The following is a 19,969-nucleotide window of genomic DNA, read 5'->3' as shown; positions in this document are numbered from 1 at the left end:
AGGTAACGAACTAAACTAACAAGAGCGAGCCCAACCGGTGATCCCGGGCGGGCTCAATAAAACCCGGCACTGATCGGCCCCATAAGGGTATCAGCGGCCACACAGCAAAGGTGAAACGCCATGAACGTATTCAGTCACCCCGAGTTCGACAATCACGAGCACGTCTCGTTCTTCTGCGATCCCAAAACCGGCCTCAAGGCCATCATCGCCGTCCACAACACCTCCCGCGGCCCAGCCCTCGGCGGCTGCCGGATGTTCCCCTACGCCACCGACGAAGAAGCACTCCGTGACGTATTGAGGCTGTCTCGTGGCATGACCTACAAGTCCGCCCTGGCCAACCTGGACCTCGGCGGCGGCAAGTCGGTGATCATCGGCGACCCGCGCAAATTCAAGACAGAAGAACTGATGGAGGCCATGGGCCGTTTCATTGAGCAGCTCAACGGTCTCTACATTGCTGCGGAAGACTCTGGCACCAGCGTTGCTGACCTGAAAGTGATGGGCCGCCAGACCAAGCACGTTGCCGGCATTTCCTCCCACCCCGGGTTCGATGGCAAGCCCAGCAACGGTGACCCGTCACCGGCCACGGCTTACGGCACCTTTATCGGGCTCAAGGCGGCCGTCAAACACAAGCTCGGCCGCACCGACCTGACGGGCCTGACAGTGGCCGTTCAGGGTATCGGCAACGTCGGCTACCGCCTGGCTCGCCACCTGCACGAAGCGGGCGCCCAGCTGTGGGTCTACGACATCCACCAGGACCAGATGGACCGGGCGGTGGAAGAGTTCGGAGCCACCCCGGTCGGGGCCGACGAGATCCTGAGCCTGCCGGTGGACGTTATCGCCCCCTGCGCCCTGGGTGCGGTACTCAATGACAACAGCATTCCGAAGATCCAGGCCAAAGTGATTGCCGGTGCGGCCAATAACCAGCTGGCCCACCCATATCACGACGAGGTTCTGATGAAGCAGGGCATTCTCTACACCCCTGATTTTGTCATCAACGCTGGTGGCATCATCGACGTGTTCCACGAGCGCACCGATCATGACGCCAACAAAGTTCGCACCCATGTAGAAAGCATTGGCGAAACCCTCGAAGAAATCTTCACCCGTTCCGACCGCGACCAACGCCCCACCGGCATCATCGCCAATGAACTGGCCGAAGAACGCTTTGAACACATCTCCGCCCAAAAGGAGCAAGACACCCATCAGTTCGCCAAGGCCGGCTGATGAAGTGAATTGAGTCCATGCACTGAGCGGTAACCCCTTGGGTCAATCCTCTCTGGAGGCTACGCACTCGCTGTGCAGCCTCCGCAGGAGATTTTTGTCCCTCAAAAACAAAAACATGTAAGCAGGAGACAGCAATGTCCTATTCAACATCTGCCACCGCAACAGGCACTCTGGAAGGATCCTCCGCCAAGCGCGGCCTCTGGTCTTCACGACTGGCCTTCATTCTCGCCGCCACCGGTTCTGCCGTAGGCCTTGGTAATATCTGGAAATTCCCCTACATCACCGGCGAAAACGGTGGTGGCGCCTTTGTTCTGGTTTACCTCTTGTGTATCGCCGCCGTCGGTATTCCCATCATGATGGCGGAAGTGCTGATTGGCCGCCGTGGTGGTCGCAGCCCGGTCAACAGCCTGCGACTGATCGCCGAGCGCGACAAGCTCCACCCGGCCTGGCGCATCGTCGGGGTGATCGGTGTGCTGGCTGCCTTCCTGATCCTGTCTTTCTATTCTGTCATTGGTGGCTGGGCCGTCTCTTACGTGGGCACAGCCGCCAGTGGTGAACTGACCGGCCAGTCTGCCGACTCCATCGCGGCCATCTTCTCTGGCCTGCTCAGCGATCCCGGCACCCTGCTACTGTGGCACACGGTCTTCATGGCCCTGGTGATGGTGGTGGTTGCACGGGGCGTGCGCGCCGGACTTGAGCGGGCCGTCAGCATCCTGATGCCCGGCCTGTTTGTACTGCTGTTACTGGTCGTAGGCTATGCCATGACCACCGGACATTTCGGCGAAGCCGTGAGCTTCCTGTTCCAGCCTGACTTCTCCAAGCTGACCACCGCTGGTGTGCTGACGGCCCTGGGCCACGCCTTCTTTACCCTGAGCCTCGGTATGGCCATCATGATGGCTTACGGTTCCTACCTGCCGAAGGGTATTTCCATCGCCAAGACCTCTATCGCCGTTTCCGTCATGGACACCGTGGTGGCCCTGCTGGCCGGCCTGGCGATCTTCCCCATCGTCTTCGCCAACGGCATGGAACCCGGCGCGGGCCCTGGCCTGATCTTCCAGACCCTGCCGTTGGCCTTCGGCCAGATGCCCATGGGCAGCCTGTTCGGTACCCTGTTCTTCGTACTGCTGATCTTTGCAGCCTGGACCTCGGGCATTTCCCTGCTGGAACCGCTGGTGGAGTGGCTGGAAGAGCAAAAAGGCATGAACCGCACCATCAGCACCCTCGCTGCCGGCCTGGCCTGCTGGTTGCTGGGCATCGCCTCGATCCTGTCCCTGAATCTGTGGTCGGACGTAACGCCGCTGGGTATGTTTGCCATGTTCGAAGGCAAGACCATCTTCGACCTGCTCGATTACCTCACCGCCAACATTCTGTTGCCACTGGGCGGCCTGCTGGTTGCCGTGTTTGCGGGTTGGTTCATGTCCAAACAGGCGCTGGAAAACGAGCTGTCGCTGTCTGAGTCCGGCTTCAAGCTGTGGTACAACACGCTGCGATTCTTTACCCCCATCGCCGTTCTGGTGGTGTTTATCTACAACCTGGGTTAACCGGGCTTGGGGCGGATCATGATCCGCCCCTGTTTTTGCCCTGCCGTTCCATGTATTCACTTCGCACTTTCTGCCTGTACTCCCCCTTAGTCCGCGCACTAACTTGATCCCGTCCGGGTTCGCGAGCCCTTACACTGACGATGTCTCCGGTAGCCGGGGATCGTGTTTCTGGCGACGTTCTTTTGCGCACCGAAAATGGGAAACCAAGCCCTAAGTCCTTGCCATCGATGGACATTCTGAATAGATTGATGTGGAACGATGGCGGCAGCTGTCTGGTATGGCAGAGGGTGTTTGCTTTCATAGCGCCAGGCATCGGAGTGCGTTTCGGGCTACGAATGTTGCAGGCCACGACTCAACGACAGGGTTAAATTTTCATACAAGGAGGTAGCATGTCATTTGAAAAAGTCATGGGACTTAACGTCACGGACGAGGCTGAATATCAGAACTATAGGGAAGGAATGCTCCCCATACTGACGACCTTTGGTGGCTCGTTTGGTTTCGACTTCAAGGTCGCCGAGGTACTACGCTCCAAGACAACGGATGCTATAAACCGGGTGTTTACCATAGAGTTTCCCAGTAAAGAGCGCATGGAAGAGTTCTTTTCCAACCCCGAATATATCGAAGTGAAAAACAAACACTTTAACAGCTCCGTAGACAGCATCACCGTTATTGCTGAGCACGAAAAAAACACGTAGCCCGGAATCCGAAACGTGAGCCTCAAGACTTATCTTTGCCGTCTTTTCCGCTGGGAGAAAGGCCGACAAAATACCGGATACGACAAGATGCTTATGGGGGGTGGCTTCTGGCCTAACCCCTTCGATGTGTATCTGCTTCGATTCCGTGAGGGGCAAGGCATACCGCCTCATGTTGATCAGGTGACAAGCGGAGAACACTTCCGGTTCAATATCGTGCTGAAGCAGCCAACCTCTGGTGGAGAGTTTCGCTGCAGCAACCCGATCTTTGAGACCGCCCGCATCAAATTTTTCCGGTCAGACATTTCTGAGCACTCGGTTGCGCCAGTCAGACGCGGGAGCCGTTTTGTTCTCAGTATCGGATGGGTAAAAAACACCTAACCATTCATCGAATGGCCGGCCAGGCAAGTCATGGCGGCCCCAGGTAAAGCCACGGAGTCAGTCACCATGAATATTTTTGTGCTTGATGACGACATCCAGACATGCGCCGAATACCACTGCGACCAGCACGCCATTAAAATGATACTGGAGAGCGTGCAGCTTCTCTGCACGGCGCTGAACAAGAAGGGATTTAGCACGCCGTACCGCTCGACTCACGTTAAGCACCCCTGTGTGCTGTGGGTTGAGGAGTCCTATGACAACTTTGAGTGGCTGCAACAGCTAACAGTGGCGCTGAATACCGAGTACCGTTACCGGTTCGACAAGACACAGGACCACAAGTCGATTTCGGTGCTGCCTGCCATTGAGCCATTCCGGTATGCCCGCAACGGGCTCACGCCCTTCCCCCAGGCCATGCCAGATCCCTACAAGGTCAGCGGGGATGCTGTGCAGGCCTACCGGAACTTCTACATCGGTGAAAAACTGAAGTTTGCAAAATGGACCAAGCGCGAGGTGCCGGCCTGGGTAACGGCTGCGGCAAAATGACCCGCACGAGGCCATACCCTGTCGCTCAGCCTCCGGCGGCTTCGCCTGCAGCCATCAGTCCCGCCACCTGGGAGCCGGCATCACAATTCAGGAAGGCTGAAGACGCCAGCCATTGCTGGTCCGGGTAGTAACTGAATACCAGCTGCCCGCCTTTGAGGCTATCCACCACTTCCCTCACAACACCCTGACTCACCGCCGGGCAGCCGTGACTGCGCCCGATGCGGCCGAACTCTTCCACCCAGGAAGTGTCCACGTAATCGGCGCCATGGATAACGATCGCCCGTTCCCGAGCGAGGTCATTCACCCCGGGTTCCAGCCCATCCAACCTCAGGGAATAGCCGTGGCGGCCCAGATAGCTCTCACTGGCCCGGAAAAGCCCTATGCTCGATTGGTAACTGCCGTTATTGTTGGAAAAAGCGGTAGCGCTTTCCATACCGGAGTTTTTCCCGTGGGCCACCAGGTCGCGGAGAATCAGGTTGCCCCGGGTGAGGTCAAACAGCCACAGGCGACGCTGGCTGGACGGCAGGGAAAAGTCGATGACCGCCAGACGCTCAGGGCTTGCCACGCCATTGGCAACGGCGCAGCTGGAGGCAGCAAGCGCCTTCTGGAGCACAGCCGGATTCAGGTTCGGTGCGGCCTGAGAGAGTTTGCTATAAAGGTTGGTAGAGAGGCCATCAGCCATGCACGCCGTCGAAACAAACGTCAGCCATACACTTGCCAGAAGCGTGGGTATACGGGGGCGGCGGGTTTGTAACATTGAGTCAGCCTCATTGGGGTACGATAAGTCTTTAGCGAGTGGGCGACTTCAACGAACCATGAACAACGGTACGAACAGCGAGCGGGAACCCAGTAGCATTGCCAGTAAATTTGCCGGATTCTAGCAAATAATTCTGAGACGGCCATCAATATGTACGTTTTTTATACAAATCACCACAATCGCACCCTGCTGGCCGCCCTGCTGATGCTCGTCGGTTTCATGCCCATAATGGTCCAGGCAAACTTCCGCATGGAGCCCGACGACTGCCAGCCTCTGCCTCCGCATGACAGCGCGTTAGGCGAAGCCCTGACCGCGTTCGATAACACCGTGGGCGATGACTTCTGGCAGTCTGACCAGCGCCTGAGGGCGCTGATGGCACAGTTACAAACCCTTGAAGACGATGGCCTTGAGCCCGATCACTATTTCCTGCCGGTGCTGGAGGCGATTCGCCAATTTCATGCGACCTGGGGCGTTGTCCTCCCCTGTGATGCCGATCTGGCCAGTTACGCCTACCTGAGCGCCCTGGCAGACCTGCGCTTTGGCCGTCAGGAAACACAAGAAACGGAGCAGATCTGGTACGCCCCGATGCTCGGCGAACGTCGTCGTGGGACGGAGCTGAATGCACTGGCAAGCCTGGGCCAGGACAACCTTGCCCTGGCCTTCGAGCAGGCCCGCCCTGAGCTGGACCGTTACGCTCACCTGCGCGACGCCTACATCACCGCCAGGGAACATCTGCCGGAAAGCTGGCCAGTGATTCCCGGCGGCGACACCCTGGAAGTTGGTATGCAGTCCTCTCGGGTGGGCTTGCTCCGGCAGCGACTTTCTGCCGAGCATTATCTGCCCGAGACCGGCGACACCTCGTCTGACGCTGACACCGGGCCGGAGACCAACAACCTGTTCGATGCGTCGCTCAGCCTCGCCATCGAGGAATTCCAACGCAGACACTACCTGGATGTTGACGGCAAGGTGGGTGCACAGACATTGGAGCAACTCAATATCCAGCCCGCTGAGCGCCTGGAGCAGATCCGCGCCAATCTGGAGCGGCTGCGAAGGCTCGCTGCAGATATGGAAGAGACCTTACTGCTGGTGGACATCGCTGCGGCAAAGCTCGAATTCTATCGAAAGGGAGAGCTGGCCTGGTCCGGCCGGGCTCAAGTCGGACGCCCACTGCGTCAGACCCCCAAGCTGAAGTCGGTGATCACGCACATTACAGTCAACCCGAGCTGGACCATTCCCACCTCCATTTTCGTTCGGGACCAGCTGCCACGGATTCGCCGTAACCCGGACTACCTCAATCAGCGCAACATCAGCATTTACAACAACCGGGGCGAAGAACTGGCCATGTCAGAGGTCAACTGGAGTAACCCCAGAGGCATTCTTCTGCGCCAAGCCCCCGGCCCCAATAATGCCTTGGGGGAAGTGGTCATCCGTTTTTCCAACCCTTTTGCGGTCTATCTGCACGACACACCGACCGCCTGGCTGTTTAATACCAACAACCGGTTCTACAGCTCTGGCTGTGTGCGGGTGGAAGATGCCATGACGCTGGCCCAGGCCCTGTTTGAAGCCTCTTCCCCTCAAGCCTGGCAGGCAGTGGAACAGGTGCGCGCCAGTGGAGCCTCACAGAATGTGCATCTGCCCAGAAGCGTGCCGGTGCTGCTTGCTTACTGGACCGTCGAGGCCGACCCCGACGGCGTGCTCAGATACCGCCCCGACCCTTACCGGGACGATCCGGAGCTGCTGGCGGGACTGTCTCAGGACTAAGCCTCCCGTTGCCCTTGGAACGGCTAAACTGGTTATGAATGCCAGCGTGATTCCAGAGGGCGTGCCATGGGGAACTCCCAAACAACCTCACTACACCGGGCCAGGGCCCTTATGCCCATCGTTGCCGTGATGGTGGTTTTTCTGTGTTCGTCGATTCCGCCTGTCCTTGGCCAGCCCGGCACCTGTCGGGTGGTGGTTGGCCCAACCCCGAACCCGACACTCACCGACGCCAACATGCAGTTAGCCCTCACAATCGTTCGCGACCTCACCAAATTTGGCGAAAAATGCGAAGTGCACCTGATTGATGCCTGGGCCCGGGCCAACAAAATGTTTGCCGATGGCACCGCTGATGTTCTGTTCCCTGAAATCGTCGGAGACCCCTCCCAGCCCGGCATCACCGGCATACCCGTGGCAACCACCTTTGGTTTTGTGGTGTACACCCGAACCACCGAGCCGGTGATTGACAGCATTGCCGAGCTGTCCGGAAAAAACGTGGGTCTGATCCGCGGCCGCTACTATCCGGAGGAACTGCTAAGCCACCCCTACATCACCGCAGTCTACACCAACTCTCTGGAACAGAATTTCAACATGCTGACATACCAGAGAATCGATGCGACCATCGAGTACGTTTCTGACGGTGAGCGCCAACTTTTCCAAATGGGGCTGGCAGGCGAACTCCACCATGGCGCGCAGTTCGAGGTGAATGAGCTGGCGTTCCGGTTCCAGGCCACCGAATCAGGGCAGACCCTGAGACAGCTGTTCGACGACGCCATACTGAACCTGAAAGCCGATGGCACTTACGAAGCCATTCTCAAGGACATGCCACTGCAGCTGATACCCTGAGCATGAGTCGCTCTTGTTGCCCGCTGACCCGGGGCTCGATAACACGTACACTTGGGACTGGGAAAGCGGCCCCCAGAACCAGGGCCAACCGCCCTCAAACAGCAGCCCCCCACCGGCAGAGGATGGACCTTCAAATGCACCGACACCGTCGCCCGACAACCGCTCTTCGGGTGTTGCCGTATCTGAGCCTGCTTGCCCTGTTGCTCGGCACAGCCTGCAGCAGCCAGCCCCCGCAACAGCTGGCCCCGGCCTCCTATGCCATGACGGACACCGGCCACACTTTTCTGGGCACGGCTATTGAGCGGAGCTCCACTGACCACGATCAGAAATCCGGATTCCGGTTGCTGAACAATGGCCTCGATGCCTTTGCTGTCCGCCTGCTTTTGATGGAAGCGGCAGAAGCCTCCATTGATGTTCAAACCTACCTGTACCATGACGACGTCACCTCACAGCTGTTCAGTCATTACCTGATTCGGGCCGCCGACCGTGGCGTCCGGGTACGGCTGTTGCTGGATGACTTTGGTCACGGTGGCCAGGAGCCGTTACTGGCATCCATGGCGAGTCACCCAAATGTTTCGGTGCGCCTGTTCAACCCCTTTTCCTCCCGCACGGTGCCCTACCTCGACATGCTCACCGACTTCTCGGAAAAGTCACGGAGGATGCACAATAAGACCTTTACCGTGGATAACCAGGCGGCGATTATCGGAGGCCGCAATATCGGTGACACCTACTTCGCCGCCGATCCGATCACCGGCTTTGCCGATCTGGACGTGCTTGGCGTTGGCCCCTTCGCACGCAAGATCTCCGCGAGTTTTGACACCTACTGGAACCATGCCCTGGCGGTACCCATCGCAACCCTCTGGCAGGAAGAGCTCCCCAGCCTGACAGCAACCCGCCAGGCGCTGACAAGCAGCAGTGAGTCGGAGAAAGCGCAAGCCTACCTGGCTCGGCTAACATCCCTCGGTATCATCGACGAATTACGTCAGCAGCAACTCGAACTGCACTGGGCACGATCTGACGTGGTCTACGACCATCCTGACAAGCTGCTGACCGACCCGGATGACGACGCCAGTCACATGGCGCCAGAGCTTGTGAAACTGTTGCAGGATCTGGACAACGAGGCGCTGATCATCTCACCCTACTTCATTCCCGGCGACGCCCTGGTCGGCAGATTCGCGGATTGGCGCACTCAGGGTGCCCGGGTTCTGGTTCTCACCAATTCCCTGGCCGCCAACGACGTGGCCGCCGTTCATGCCGGCTACGCCCATTATCGCGAGGCCCTGCTGGAAGCCGGTACCGAACTCTGGGAGCTCCGCCCCCGCCCTAGCCTCCATGAGGACCGTTCCTCTCAGCCGTTCGGTTCATCGAGGGCCAGCCTTCATGCCAAGACGATGGTGTTCGACCGCCGCAAGATCTTTGTAGGGTCGATGAATCTGGACCCCAGGTCGGTCAATCTCAACACCGAAATCGGTGCGGTCATCGACAGCTCCGAGATGGCCGGTAACGCCGCAGAGGGCTTTTTGAAACTGCTGCCCGACTATGCCTGGCGCCTGCAGCTGGTGGAGACCAGCGGCTTGTTCGGAAACAGAGCTGAGCTGATCTGGCTGGATACCGGTCATTCTCCACCAACGGTCGTCAGCGAAGGAAAGGAACCTGAAGCAGGCCTCTGGCGACGCTTCCAGGCCTGGTTTATTGGGCTGCTTCCGGTGGAGTCGCTTCTCTGAGCGGGCTCACCCGATGCCGGTGCCGCGCCAGCCGCTGGCTGCCCCCGGTTCTACTGCTGGTGTTGTTACCCCTGTTTTTTACCGGTGGTCCGGACTGGGCCTCCAGCCCTCTGGTCAAAGCCATCTGGAATCTTGGCCACATCGCATTCTTCTGGCTGCTAGTCACTTGGCTCTACCCCAGCCAGACCCGCCCCACATGGCGGGCATGGGGACTGGTCACCGTCGCCGTGCTGATCGTCGGGGCGCTGGTGGAAGCGGCCCAAGACGGCCTTCAGCGGGAGGCTGACTGGCACGACATGCTACGAAACCTGGCCGGAGCCTGGCTTGCCCTGGCCTGGCAAATGCGGGCGGAGCCGTGCCAGCCCGGAGTCGGCCGGCTACGGATGTGGCTGCCCCGGGCGCTGCCCCTGGCGCTGGTACTTTTTGAACTGGCTCTGGTGGTCCAGGTTGCCACTCAACAGGTGCTGATCCAGCAACAATTGCCGGTCCTGTATGATTTTTCCAGCCAGCAGCCCCAGCGTTACTGGTCTGGTAACGTCAGCCGGGACAGGGATCTGGCTCAGACCGGCAGCCACGCCCTCAGAATCAATCTGGGTACGGAACAGTACTCCGGCGCGTCACTGGACAACCTGGCCGCGGACTGGCGCGGGTATGAACGGCTGGAACTGAGCCTGCTGAACCCGTCAACGACCCCCCTGGCCATGACCCTCCGCATCAATGACCGTCGCCATGACCGCGGTGACAATGCCTTTGATGACCGTTTCAACCAACGGCTCCACCTGGAGCCCGGCTATAACCGCTTCACCATCGACCTGGACCAGGTCCGGCATGCACCTGCCGGGCGGGAGATGGAGATGAACGATATCCGCCGACTCGGGCTCTTTGCCGTTCGCCTGCCCGCCCCACGGGTGGTTTATCTGCTGGATATGAGCCTGGATTTGCCCTAGCGCCGTCACCGCCGACCTTTTTGGGCCAGATGCTAAACTTCTGTCCCCAAAAGCACGTTCATTCCCGCGTGGGGGGCCGTAGAGTCGACCTCAGGACAACAAAACGATCAGAGGTCATCATGTCTGCAGTCACTTCGTCTTTTCCAGTTCGTCGACAGGATTTTGAATTCTCCGAGGTTCCCCGTCACTGGGTTGAGAGTGACCCGTTCATGACCCACGTGTTCAACGCGCTGTCTGCCCTGTTCCCGGACGGCGAGCGATTCTTCGTGGCCAGCGTCAGGGCGGTACGGGAAAAGGTTGAAGATCCCCAGCTGCAGAAAGACATTGGCGCCTTCATCGGCCAGGAAGCCATGCACGCCAAAGAGCACGGAAACTTCAATGCCGGTGCGATCAACCAGGGCTTCGATATCCCTAAACTGGAAGGCTGGACCCGCAGGTTCCTGTCAGCGGCCAACCTGCCCCTGTTGAACAACCAGCGTGTGCACCTGGCCGCCACCGTCGCCCTGGAGCACTTCACCGGCATCCTGTCTGCGCAGCTGCTCCGTCGTGAAGACCTTGTCGAGCTGATCGATCCCAGCATGCGTGACCTGTGGGCGTGGCACTGCATCGAGGAAAATGAGCACAAGGCGGTTGCTTTCGATACCTTTGAAAAGGTCTATGGTAAAGGCATCGCCAATTACGCCATCCGGATGGGCGTGATGGCCCTGGCCACCACCCTGATCATGATCGCCATCCACGCCTTTATTGTGGAACTGATGCGTGAAGACAAGGAGCTTGGCAACCTCAAGTCCTGGGTCAAGGGCCTGAACCGGCTTTGGGGCCCGAAAGGCATGTTCACCCAGATCGTTCCGGAATACCTGGACTACTTCAAGCCCAAATTCCATCCCTGGGATCACGACACCAACTTCCTGCTGCACCAATGGCGCAAGCGGGTCGGCTTCAGCGGCTAACCCCCTTCCCCTGTCAAAAGCCGGGATATGCCATTTGCTATCCCGGTTTCCCGGTTTCCCCTCCAATCGTTATTTCAAAATTTTCGCGGACAGGCGTAGGCTGAAAGAGAGTCATGCAATGACTCTTTGTTCTGGCATTCCCCGATTCCGGGGTCAGGAGGCAGATCATGTTCGACGAACAGTTCAAGTTGGCACACCCGGTACTGAGCGAAATCGCCAAAACCTATGTCGACCTATACACCTATCGCCCTCACGAGCGAATCCGGCAACAACTGATCAAACGCGAAGCCAAAGTGCACGCGCAACTTGAGCTGGCACTGGCGGCCAAGCCGAGCTAGCACCCGGTGTCTTCAAGTACACCGCTTATTCGCTGAATCCCGCACCTCGCAGGTCGTATTTATCCAACAACCCCTGGTAGGTTTCGGTGGCCTTGAACTGCAGGATGGCTGCTGTGAAGGCCGCAGCCAGATCCAAAGCCAGGGGGTGCTTGCGGCTAAACGCCATATAGATGGGGCTGCGGTTGACGGGCGGATCAAGAAAGCGGAGGTGCTCCGCAGCCCCCAACTTAGTGGCTTCCAGCCGAATCGCGAACGGATTGCCAACCGCCAGATCAAAACGGTTTCCCAATACCATCCTTACCAGTGTGGGCTCATCCAGCACCCGCTCCACCGCCAGGTAACTGGCGTGATCAAAGTCGTCGCCATAGGAATACCCGGTGATGGCTCCGATTCGGTACCCCGCCAGACTGTCGATATTGCCGTCGTAACTCACATCCGAGTCGTTCCTGGCAAACAGGTGATTGCGTTCAACGGCATGGGGAATACCGGTATAGACCACCAGAGGGGCCCGCTCGGCGGTATTGGAAAAGGTTGTCACCATGTCGACCCGACCATCATTCAGGGACTGCAAGACCCTCGGCCACGACAGCCGCTGGTATTGAACACGAACACCGACGGTTTTGGCGACGTGATCGAGCACCTCAATGGAGAACCCGACCAGTTGGTTATCATCACGAAAATAAAACGGCGGATAGTCGGCCTCCGCCAACGCCGCCGTCAGAGTCAGATTCTGAGAGATTTCGTCGGCAACTCCGGGGCTGGCAGCCAAGGCAGAGACAACAAGCAGGCAAGCGCTGGTAAGAATACTCAGAAATGAATAACGCACACGACACTCCTTTAGACGATGCTCAGATCTGGCCTCCATGACATGTACAACACCAAAATGAATCGCCAGCCACAGGGAATTATGAATTCATTTGGGGGCCAAAATAGGCCCACTATGAAAATTCCTGTAAAACCTGCTGGATTAGCTGTCCGCAACAATGAGCCGAAGCTGTCCCGGTGCCGAAAAAATATCGGACGGCCGCAGCCCGAGTATGGTCCGGAAGGTATGGGAAAAGTGGGCAGAATCGGTAAATCCGGCCCCAATGGCCGCATCGGTGAGAGAAAGACCGCGAGCGATCCCCTGTGCGGTGACGAACAGACGATGCCATTGCCGGTACCGGCGTATCGGCACACCAACCTGGCTTCTGAACAGCTGAACCAGCCGGGGCACCGACAGATTGACGGCCTCCGCCAATAGCTCCACCGACAGGTTTTCGGCCACGGAATCGCGTATCAGTGAAACCGCCGCATCGACCCTGGGGTCGACGCCGGGGTAGCGGGCACCGCCGGGGTTGATCAGTTGTTCCAGGCGGTGATAGGCCTCCGCTGACGTCGCCGGAGACTGCCAGAGTTCGGCAAAGCAAGCCTGAAATTCGGCCTCTCGCGGGGCAGCGCAATACACGCCGGGCATCTGCAACGACATTTGTGCCGCCAGCAGTCCGAAATCCTGCCCCAGGGCATCCAGATAGCAGGTTGCGATGCCTGCATTGGCCAGCGTAAGGGTCATGCGGGTTCCCGGCGCCAGCAACAGGCTACGACAGGCATGACTACGGCGCGTGTCTGGCGCCCGGTAACGGAAAGGGGCTCCCAGACTGACCACCAGCTGCGCCGCCGCAGGCTCAAACTCTATCGGCTGACCAGGCTGAGCAATGTACAAGGTACGACGTGCCCAAAGGTAGAGCACGTGAGGTAATGGTTGAGCGTTCAAGGCAGGTTACCTGTTGTCGTTGTTGACTGCTTTGTCGCCCCATTGATTCTATGGCTAACGCCTGACCATTACTTGCCTGATCTGACCAATTCGTGACCGGCCCCGCGTTTTGAGTACCACCTGCAACAGTTCATCAAATCTTACAAGCTGCCCCCAAACAACCCTGATTAAGGTAACCCTCATGAAGGCCGGACAGCCTGTACAGTCCGGCCAGATTAACCAGAGCATAAAAACAACAGCAGTACCTCATTGAATAACAACAACATATAAGGAAAGACCATGAAGAAACTGTATCTGGCAGTACTCTGTTTGATTGGCGCTGCGGCCTCTGTCCCGGCACAGGCCGGTTGGCTCAGCTCCCTGTTTGACTGGAACGAGGCCAAAACCCGGCACCCGATCGTACTGGTTCCCGGCATCTTCGCATTCGACAGCATTGCTGGTGTTGATTACTGGTACCGCATTCCCGCCGCTCTGGAAGCGGAGGGAGCTACGGTCTTTGTGCCGGAGATCAACGCCTTTGAAAGCTCCGTCATGCGGGGTGAGAGCCTGATCGCCCAACTGGACGAGATCCGGGCCGCTTCCGGAGGCCGCATTACCCGCTTCAATCTGATCGGCCACAGCCAGGGCGGTATGACGTCCCGCTACGTCATGAACGTTCGGCCTGATCTGGTCGCCTCGGTAAGCACAGCCCATACACCGCACCAGGGTTCCCCGCTGGCAGACATCGTGACCGGGGTGGCACCAGAGGGCACCCTACAGGGCGTGACATTCGAGATCCTCGCCAATGCCATCGGCGATCTGGTCAACCTGTTGTCTGGCTACGACGGCGATGACTCCAACATCTACGCCATGCTGGGTGAGTTCAACCAGCCCGGCGCCGCAGCTTTCAACACTCAGTTCCCTGCCGGACTTCCGGCCAGTGCCTGTGGCGAAGGCGCCAGCCAGGTGACCATCAACGGCCAGAACATTCGCCTGTATTCCTGGAGTGGCACTTCGACGATTACCAGTGTGGTTGACCCCTCGGATGCCCTCTTTGCCATCACCGGCCTTGCGATCAACGAAGCCAATGACGGTGTTACCGGCCGCTGTTCCAGCCACTTCGGCGACGTGATCAAGGACAACTACACCATGAACCATATCGATGTGAACAATCAGGTTCTGGGTCTGGTCTCGTTGTTTGAAACCAGCCCGGAAACCCTGTTCCGCAACCACGCCAACCGCCTCAAGCAGGCGGGTCTCTGACCGACACCCGGGCCATCACCGATGGCCCGGGAACGTCCTCTGCGGATGCCAACGATGAAACATACCGTCCCCATAGCCGTGGCAAGCAGCTTGGTACTGGCCTGCGTTGCCACTCTGTCACTGATGTCACCTTCTTCTGGACCCGGACAGCCTCCTGCAGATGGCCCTGTCAGTGCACCCCTGGTTAACACTGCGCTCATGCCGCCGGCCCGGGGCGATCATTCCCGGATTGAACCGGCTCAAGCAGCGTCGCCATTACCACCGCTGCCCTCTCACCTGGCCGATGCCATGCCGGAGATTCGTTTTGAGGTCAACGACGAAGGCGACCTGATCCCCACCCACGCCACCCGTACCCTGTTCGATTTTTTCCTGTCCGGACTTGAGGATGAACCCCTGCCACAGGTACTGGCGAGGCTGGAACAGACCCTGTCAAGTCATCTTGACGAGCCTGCCCTGAGTCAGGCGCGGGCCTTGCTTGACCGCTACCTCAACTACCGCATACAACTCGACGCCTTGGCCCGTGAGGCCCAACCCGTAAGGTCACCGTCAGGCTTCGATCTGGTGGTTCTGCAACAGCGACAGGAAACTCTGGAAGGGCTCCGCCAAGGCAACTTTTCCAGCGCTGAGGCGCAGGCATTTTTTGGCCTGGAAGAAGCCCAGGACCGATACATGCTGGGCTACCTGCGCATTTCGCAGGACACCAGCCTCACGGACCGGGAACGGGCCAGCGCCCTGGCCAGCCTCGACCATCAGTTACCTCAGCCCATCCGGGAGGTACGCCAACGGGTTACTCGCCACGGGGAGCTTTACCAACAGGTTCGCCAAATGCGAGCGGACGGTGCCACCGACGCCGATGTGTATCAGGCAAGAGCCCAGACTTTGGGTAATGATGCTGCAGCAAGACTGGCCGAACTGGATCAGCAGCGGATTAACTGGCAGCAGCGGCTGAATACGTTTATTCAGGAACGAAACCGGATCCTCCAGTCAGGCCTGAGCGCCAGCGATCAGCAGGCCGCGATTGATGAAGTGCTTACCCGTCGCTTCTCAGGGCCGGAAATCACCCGGGTACGGGCACTTTCCACTGAGCTGTAGGAGGTTCATCAGTTGCGTCCGAAGTAGCGTGGGCGCCGGTAGCGGAAGAATCCGTCTGCCTCTTCCTGCGCAATGGTAACCGCCTCGTGCCTGAAGTAGTCCGTCTGCAGATCGGACAGGGCCGTCGCTAGCTCATTCCCGGTGAGGGACTGCGTTAGCGCGGCCCGCGCCTCCATGTAGGCAAGGCCATTTTCCCAGCGCTGGTTTCTGCGCTGATCACGCTCCGCCAGACGCCTGACCTGCTCATCGGAATAGCCGAGACTGGAGCGTACACGGTTAATCTGCTGCTGACGCTGGTCCTGTGGCAGGGCCCGCAACCGGGACTGAACCGACTCAAACCCGAAAAACACGTTAGCCACCACGCCATTGTCCATCACCAGTCCCTGCCAGCTGCTGCCGTAGTTCTCTGCAATGGCTGCCTGCAACTGGAACAGGGTCTCGTCCAGGGAATACTCGCTGGCCTGGTTGAGTGCCTCCATGGTCTGCTGGACCGCCTGCTTGCGCTCAGCCCACACGAGCTTTTCATCGGCCCAGATCAACTCAGCATCCGGGCCGAATAACTGCAGGCGCTTTTGCCATTTGGCGCCTTCACGGGTCAGAACCGGCATGTCCCGGAGTTGCAGGTCATTGTCCAGCAGCCATTGCTGATATTCCTCGAGCCTCGCCAGTAGGGTAAGAATCTCCTGGGCGAAGGACGGGAACGCCAGCCACAAGGCCCGCAAAAAGATCCCCTCACCCTGGTCGGGATACGCCAGCAATACGTCCTTACGTAACCCGGCAAAGCGGGCCTGAACGGCGGGGTCTTGAATGGTTTCGCCGTAACGCTCCAACCAGTCGACCGCCAGCTCGTCGATCACCCGGCCTGACCAGTCAGGCACCAGCAAACCACCCCGCTCCGAACGTTGCCGGTCATGGGCCTGTCTGTCTGGGGTCATGTCGGCGGCTGTCAGGGCTCCCTCTTCGAAACGGCTATCCGGAGAGAAGCCATACAATGCACCGGCTCCGGTCACCAAAAAGACCAGAACCACTACTATCCACTGGAATGTCATATCGCCAGGCTTCGTTGAATGTCATGAGTAGCCGGGTGACAGGCACCCGGCCATGGGGAACGTCTACAGCAACGGCTGGAGTCGCGGCCAGATCAGGTTGGCCAGTTTTCGGGAACCGGTGGTATTCGGGTGAATGCCGTCGGCAATGATATCGCCATCGTTGATGGCGGAACGCGGATCTATGAACTGGCAGTTCACTGCCGAGTACTGGCAGGCCTGGGCGAGCCGGGTATCGCCGTAGTCCACGGCCTCTTCCATGCTGTCCAGCAGGAACAAACCATTCTTGGTGTAGTAGTAACCCAGGTAGATCACGTGATCGACGCCATCCGCATGCATGTCGTTCAGCAGGTTAACGCCATCGACATAGATATCGTTGATCAGGTCTTTGCAGCTGCGACTGAGCTGACCGAACTCATACCACTGGGTCTTGCAGTCGTAGGGGTCAAACATGATTGCCGGGATCAGGATGTCGTTGCCACCGCCATCCATAACCACGGTGTCGATGGCCGGATTATCCGACCGGGCAATCTGGTACTGATCGACGATGGAGGTCGCCACGGCGCCTCCGGCAAGTTCAGCACCTGACAGGGTGTATCGGCGAAAGGTCTGGCCGGCGTCCTGTTCAAGGAAGTCCTGCAATTCGCCAGAAAGCGCAAAGATCGAGTCTCCGATGGTGATGACCTGGTCATTATCGGCATCGACCACCCGGGGATTACTCAGCAGGCCACCGGCACCACCACATCCGGTCAATGCTGCAGCCAGCACCAGGGCCAGCAGCGGTTTGATATATGAGGTTATTGTTTTCATCGTCGTTCCCTGTTTATTGTTGATTATTTACTCAAGAACTGCGTCTTGCATTTAATCAAAGCAATCAGAAGGGAACTGATAACTGGTTAACAAATAGCCAGACACAACACATCATCAGCTATTGCTCAGCAGTAATTCCTCACTTCCTCGAAACCCGTTGGAGTGGCGGGCTTTCGCAGGGGCAACTATGCTCTTAAGAAAGCGACAGGGAGGGCCGCTGCCATGGACCTCTTTTCCTCGACAGAAGCCCTCGAGATGGCAATCGGGGCAATCTTTATCGCATTTCATGCGTACGGTCGCTACAACACCCCGGTGTCCAATCGCAGCACCACCACCCGGCCAAGGTTTCTTGCCTGTTTCTGCCTTTATGCCATGACCCTGGTCGCGCTCTATTGGCTGGTCACGGTGATGGCCTGGATCTCCCCTGAAATAGTCGTCAAGCTGCTGGCACTCAACCAGGCACAACCTACGGAAAGTCATGGCGAGGTCACCGTCAGTGAACTGATCCAGAGCCCGATCACCACCGCCCTGATTTTCACCGCACTGCTCCCCAACTTTCCCATACTGAAAAGCATTGACCGCCATCTGCTCAGGCTGTTCTGGGACCTGGCGGAAATCCCCGGCCATGCGGTCAAGCTGGCTCACCGCATGTACCGTGCGCCTTACTACGTGCATCCGGCAAAAGCCGCCCATATCGAGTGGGAGGCCAGAACCTACAACATCGAGTTGCCCGAGCGATTCCTCAAGGACCATGGCGCCCCGGCCTACGCCTGGGCACGTTTGTGTTCGCTGCTGCTGGATGTACGCCAGTGGCATGACGCCCATGACTACCGCTACCAGCGCTTCTTCAAGAGCCGGGAATCGGAGATTGAAGAGTTGCTGGTGGGCTTCGCCACGTACAGCTCGCGCATTGCGGCCTACTACCGCCGCCTGGAGAACGCCGCCAGCACAACATCAGAATTGCAGCGGGAAATGGCAGAAACCCTGATGATCGACGGTCGCGATCTGTTCATGAAACTCTGCCGGCTCACCGCCCATGCTGTACTGGATGTGGAACGCAGCCGTACGGCCCGCTACCGGGCGATTGAAAGCCTGGGGTTCGAGCCGGCAAGGTACGATTCGGACGCTCTCAGTGCGGTGCAGCTGCTGCAGTTATCGATCCTGATTCTGCTGTTGTTCGTCAGCATTTCCACGGTTCGCTACCTGCCATCCGGCGACCTTTCGTTCGCGCTGATCGGCGAAATCATCTTCTTCGCCTTACTGATGGCCGCCAACTATGGCCTGTCGGCATTCGCCGGCATTTACCCCAAGAGTCGCTGGCAGTTCGCCGACATTGAAGCCACCCGACACCGCCCCTGGCTGGGCTATGCCTGCTCCGGGGTTCTTGCCGTGGCAGCCAGCCTGTTCATCATTTCAGCCCTGCGCCTGACCCGTTATACCTTCGAAGGCATTGGCCACGACCAGAGTTTCGACAAGCTGCTGATCGCCCTGTCCTGGTCCTACCCTTACCTGTTCAGCTCCTTTGCCATCGCCTTCGGTGTAGGCTGGCTCTGTGATCTGGGTAATGCCCTGCGCCCCCGCCGCCGGCTTCAGGATGCCGCCATCATGGCGTTGATCCTGCTGTTGGCATCCTACCTTTCCCACGCCGCCATGCACGGTCTGTATCCGTTTTCCGGAACCAAGCTGCCAGATCTTCAAGACAAAAGTCTGGCCAGTCTGTGGCTGGCTCTCACCCAAGGGGCTTTCTCGGGGGCCATTATCGGAGCGTTGATTCCCCAGTGGTATCGCAATAATCGTTACCGTTCCCCCCTGCAACGGGTGCTGCGCTTTATTGAACGCAATGACCATCAGCTGCGGGTTGAAGCCGGCAAACTCGACCCGGGAATTCTGAAAAAGGCACTGACGACCAGCGCCGCCGCGGTGGCACTGGCTGATGGCGTGCTGGATGAACCGGAACGGGAGATCTTCCGGAACTGCCTGATCAAGCTGTCGGAGAAAGGTGTACTGGATTTCGGGGTTGATGAAGGCATCAACGGCATGGCTGCGACGATCCAGCACTGGCGCAGCGAAAACCTGGAGTCTTCAGAAGGGGTCGCACTGATTGAGCTTCAGCCCTTAAGAAATCGCCTAATCATCGCCGAGCTGATGATCCAGACCGCTTCCGCCATTGCCCATGCAGATGGTGTCTTCCGCGAGGCGGAGCAACAGATTCTTCGGCGCATCATTGGCACCCTGAATCTGGACATGAAAACCGAGATGGAGGCCTGTGGTGCGGTGCAGTGCGACGACTTCCTGCTGAAGCACGTCTAGCCACAGTGTCCTGGGCGA

At 58.5% G+C, this 19,969-nt stretch carries 18 protein-coding genes; 13 read left to right on the top strand and 5 right to left on the bottom strand.

All coding sequences use genetic code 11. From position 1 onward, the window contains the following. The first annotated feature begins 120 nt into the window (after positions 1–120). The 4 genes from BLV11_RS03730 (at position 121) to BLV11_RS03710 (ending at position 4,378) form a co-directional block, all read left to right on the top strand. On the top strand, positions 121–1,221 hold the full coding sequence (locus BLV11_RS03730) for a Glu/Leu/Phe/Val family dehydrogenase (protein ID WP_091811612.1): 1,101 nt from the start codon (positions 121–123) through the stop codon (positions 1,219–1,221). Positions 1,222–1,355: 134 nt separating this feature from the next. Next, positions 1,356–2,762, top strand: a complete 1,407-nt coding sequence (locus tag BLV11_RS03725; protein ID WP_091811611.1) for a sodium-dependent transporter — start codon at positions 1,356–1,358, stop codon at positions 2,760–2,762. 389 nt (positions 2,763–3,151) lie between these two features. Continuing rightward, entirely contained in the window at positions 3,152–3,457 is a 306-nt protein-coding gene (locus BLV11_RS03720) for a DUF1330 domain-containing protein (protein ID WP_091811610.1), read from the top strand. A gap of 444 nt (positions 3,458–3,901) precedes the next feature. Then, positions 3,902–4,378: a pyrimidine dimer DNA glycosylase/endonuclease V gene (locus tag BLV11_RS03710; RefSeq protein WP_091811608.1), complete on the top strand. Its 477-nt coding sequence runs from the start codon at positions 3,902–3,904 to the stop codon at positions 4,376–4,378. Between the two features lie 25 nt (positions 4,379–4,403). Here BLV11_RS03710 and BLV11_RS03705 read toward each other — a convergent pair whose 3' ends face one another. Then, positions 4,404–5,060 carry a murein L,D-transpeptidase catalytic domain family protein gene (locus BLV11_RS03705; RefSeq protein WP_091811607.1) on the bottom strand — a complete coding sequence of 219 codons (657 nt, stop codon included), beginning with the start codon at positions 5,058–5,060 and terminating at the stop codon, positions 4,404–4,406. A gap of 225 nt (positions 5,061–5,285) precedes the next feature. Here BLV11_RS03705 and BLV11_RS03700 point away from each other — a divergent pair, with 225 nt between their 5' ends. The 6 genes from BLV11_RS03700 (at position 5,286) to BLV11_RS18285 (ending at position 11,698) form a co-directional block, all read left to right on the top strand. After that, positions 5,286–6,896, top strand: coding sequence for a L,D-transpeptidase family protein (locus BLV11_RS03700; protein ID WP_091811606.1), 1,611 nt, complete (start codon positions 5,286–5,288; stop codon positions 6,894–6,896). Between the two features lie 111 nt (positions 6,897–7,007). Continuing rightward, positions 7,008–7,739: a substrate-binding periplasmic protein gene (locus BLV11_RS03695; RefSeq protein WP_175528276.1), complete on the top strand. Its 732-nt coding sequence runs from the start codon at positions 7,008–7,010 to the stop codon at positions 7,737–7,739. Positions 7,740–7,873: 134 nt separating this feature from the next. After that, a complete protein-coding gene (locus BLV11_RS03690; protein WP_175528275.1) occupies positions 7,874–9,463 on the top strand; it encodes a phospholipase D family protein in 1,590 nt (529 codons plus the stop codon). A gap of 59 nt (positions 9,464–9,522) precedes the next feature. Then, positions 9,523–10,410 carry a VanZ family protein gene (locus BLV11_RS03685; protein WP_245725905.1) on the top strand — a complete coding sequence of 296 codons (888 nt, stop codon included), beginning with the start codon at positions 9,523–9,525 and terminating at the stop codon, positions 10,408–10,410. 119 nt (positions 10,411–10,529) lie between these two features. Continuing rightward, a complete protein-coding gene (locus BLV11_RS03680; protein ID WP_091811602.1) occupies positions 10,530–11,360 on the top strand; it encodes a metal-dependent hydrolase in 831 nt (276 codons plus the stop codon). A 167-nt stretch (positions 11,361–11,527) separates the two neighbouring features. After that, positions 11,528–11,698, top strand: a complete 171-nt coding sequence (locus BLV11_RS18285) for a hypothetical protein (protein WP_175528274.1) — start codon at positions 11,528–11,530, stop codon at positions 11,696–11,698. A 25-nt stretch (positions 11,699–11,723) separates the two neighbouring features. On the opposite strand, the gene BLV11_RS03675 is transcribed toward BLV11_RS18285, so the two are convergent. Beyond that, the gene (locus tag BLV11_RS03675) at positions 11,724–12,524 is read right to left on the bottom strand and encodes a substrate-binding periplasmic protein (RefSeq protein ID WP_175528273.1); all 801 of its coding nucleotides are present in this window, start codon (positions 12,522–12,524) and stop codon (positions 11,724–11,726) included. Between the two features lie 141 nt (positions 12,525–12,665). Then, complete coding sequence (locus tag BLV11_RS03670; protein ID WP_139173207.1) at positions 12,666–13,451, bottom strand: helix-turn-helix domain-containing protein; 786 nt, start codon at positions 13,449–13,451, stop codon at positions 12,666–12,668. A 279-nt stretch (positions 13,452–13,730) separates the two neighbouring features. Here BLV11_RS03670 and BLV11_RS03665 point away from each other — a divergent pair, with 279 nt between their 5' ends. Together BLV11_RS03665 and BLV11_RS03660 are read left to right on the top strand one after the other, a co-directional pair. Next, a complete protein-coding gene (locus BLV11_RS03665) occupies positions 13,731–14,693 on the top strand; it encodes an esterase/lipase family protein (RefSeq protein ID WP_091811599.1) in 963 nt (320 codons plus the stop codon). Between the two features lie 54 nt (positions 14,694–14,747). Next, the gene (locus tag BLV11_RS03660) at positions 14,748–15,785 is read left to right on the top strand and encodes a lipase secretion chaperone (protein ID WP_175528272.1); all 1,038 of its coding nucleotides are present in this window, start codon (positions 14,748–14,750) and stop codon (positions 15,783–15,785) included. Between the two features lie 8 nt (positions 15,786–15,793). On the opposite strand, the gene BLV11_RS03655 is transcribed toward BLV11_RS03660, so the two are convergent. Next, on the bottom strand, positions 15,794–16,834 hold the full coding sequence (locus tag BLV11_RS03655) for a hypothetical protein (protein ID WP_139173206.1): 1,041 nt from the start codon (positions 16,832–16,834) through the stop codon (positions 15,794–15,796). Between the two features lie 63 nt (positions 16,835–16,897). Continuing rightward, the gene (locus BLV11_RS03650; RefSeq protein ID WP_091811596.1) at positions 16,898–17,641 is read right to left on the bottom strand and encodes an SGNH/GDSL hydrolase family protein; all 744 of its coding nucleotides are present in this window, start codon (positions 17,639–17,641) and stop codon (positions 16,898–16,900) included. A 222-nt stretch (positions 17,642–17,863) separates the two neighbouring features. Between BLV11_RS03650 and BLV11_RS03645 the strand changes: the two genes are divergently transcribed. After that, on the top strand, positions 17,864–19,951 hold the full coding sequence (locus BLV11_RS03645) for a TerB family tellurite resistance protein (RefSeq protein ID WP_091811595.1): 2,088 nt from the start codon (positions 17,864–17,866) through the stop codon (positions 19,949–19,951). The last annotated feature ends 18 nt before the right edge of the window (positions 19,952–19,969 follow it).

Origin of the sequence: Marinobacter mobilis (assembly GCF_900106945.1) — a bacterium.
In the GTDB taxonomy this organism is placed as follows: Bacteria; Pseudomonadota; Gammaproteobacteria; order Pseudomonadales; family Oleiphilaceae; genus Marinobacter; species Marinobacter mobilis.
This window is presented reverse-complemented; position numbering and strand designations above follow the sequence as displayed.

Coding starts and splice junctions, on each gene's coding strand:
- BLV11_RS03730 (WP_091811612.1), top strand. CDS start 121: ATGAACGTATTCAGTCACCCCGAGTTCGACAATCACGAGCACGTCTCG.
- BLV11_RS03725 (WP_091811611.1), top strand. CDS start 1,356: ATGTCCTATTCAACATCTGCCACCGCAACAGGCACTCTGGAAGGATCC.
- BLV11_RS03720 (WP_091811610.1), top strand. CDS start 3,152: ATGTCATTTGAAAAAGTCATGGGACTTAACGTCACGGACGAGGCTGAA.
- BLV11_RS03710 (WP_091811608.1), top strand. CDS start 3,902: ATGAATATTTTTGTGCTTGATGACGACATCCAGACATGCGCCGAATAC.
- BLV11_RS03705 (WP_091811607.1), bottom strand. CDS start 5,060: ATGGCTGATGGCCTCTCTACCAACCTTTATAGCAAACTCTCTCAGGCC.
- BLV11_RS03700 (WP_091811606.1), top strand. CDS start 5,286: ATGTACGTTTTTTATACAAATCACCACAATCGCACCCTGCTGGCCGCC.
- BLV11_RS03695 (WP_175528276.1), top strand. CDS start 7,008: ATGCCCATCGTTGCCGTGATGGTGGTTTTTCTGTGTTCGTCGATTCCG.
- BLV11_RS03690 (WP_175528275.1), top strand. CDS start 7,874: ATGCACCGACACCGTCGCCCGACAACCGCTCTTCGGGTGTTGCCGTAT.
- BLV11_RS03680 (WP_091811602.1), top strand. CDS start 10,530: ATGTCTGCAGTCACTTCGTCTTTTCCAGTTCGTCGACAGGATTTTGAA.
- BLV11_RS18285 (WP_175528274.1), top strand. CDS start 11,528: ATGTTCGACGAACAGTTCAAGTTGGCACACCCGGTACTGAGCGAAATC.
- BLV11_RS03665 (WP_091811599.1), top strand. CDS start 13,731: ATGAAGAAACTGTATCTGGCAGTACTCTGTTTGATTGGCGCTGCGGCC.
- BLV11_RS03660 (WP_175528272.1), top strand. CDS start 14,748: ATGAAACATACCGTCCCCATAGCCGTGGCAAGCAGCTTGGTACTGGCC.
- BLV11_RS03655 (WP_139173206.1), bottom strand. CDS start 16,834: ATGACATTCCAGTGGATAGTAGTGGTTCTGGTCTTTTTGGTGACCGGA.
- BLV11_RS03650 (WP_091811596.1), bottom strand. CDS start 17,641: ATGAAAACAATAACCTCATATATCAAACCGCTGCTGGCCCTGGTGCTG.
- BLV11_RS03645 (WP_091811595.1), top strand. CDS start 17,864: ATGGACCTCTTTTCCTCGACAGAAGCCCTCGAGATGGCAATCGGGGCA.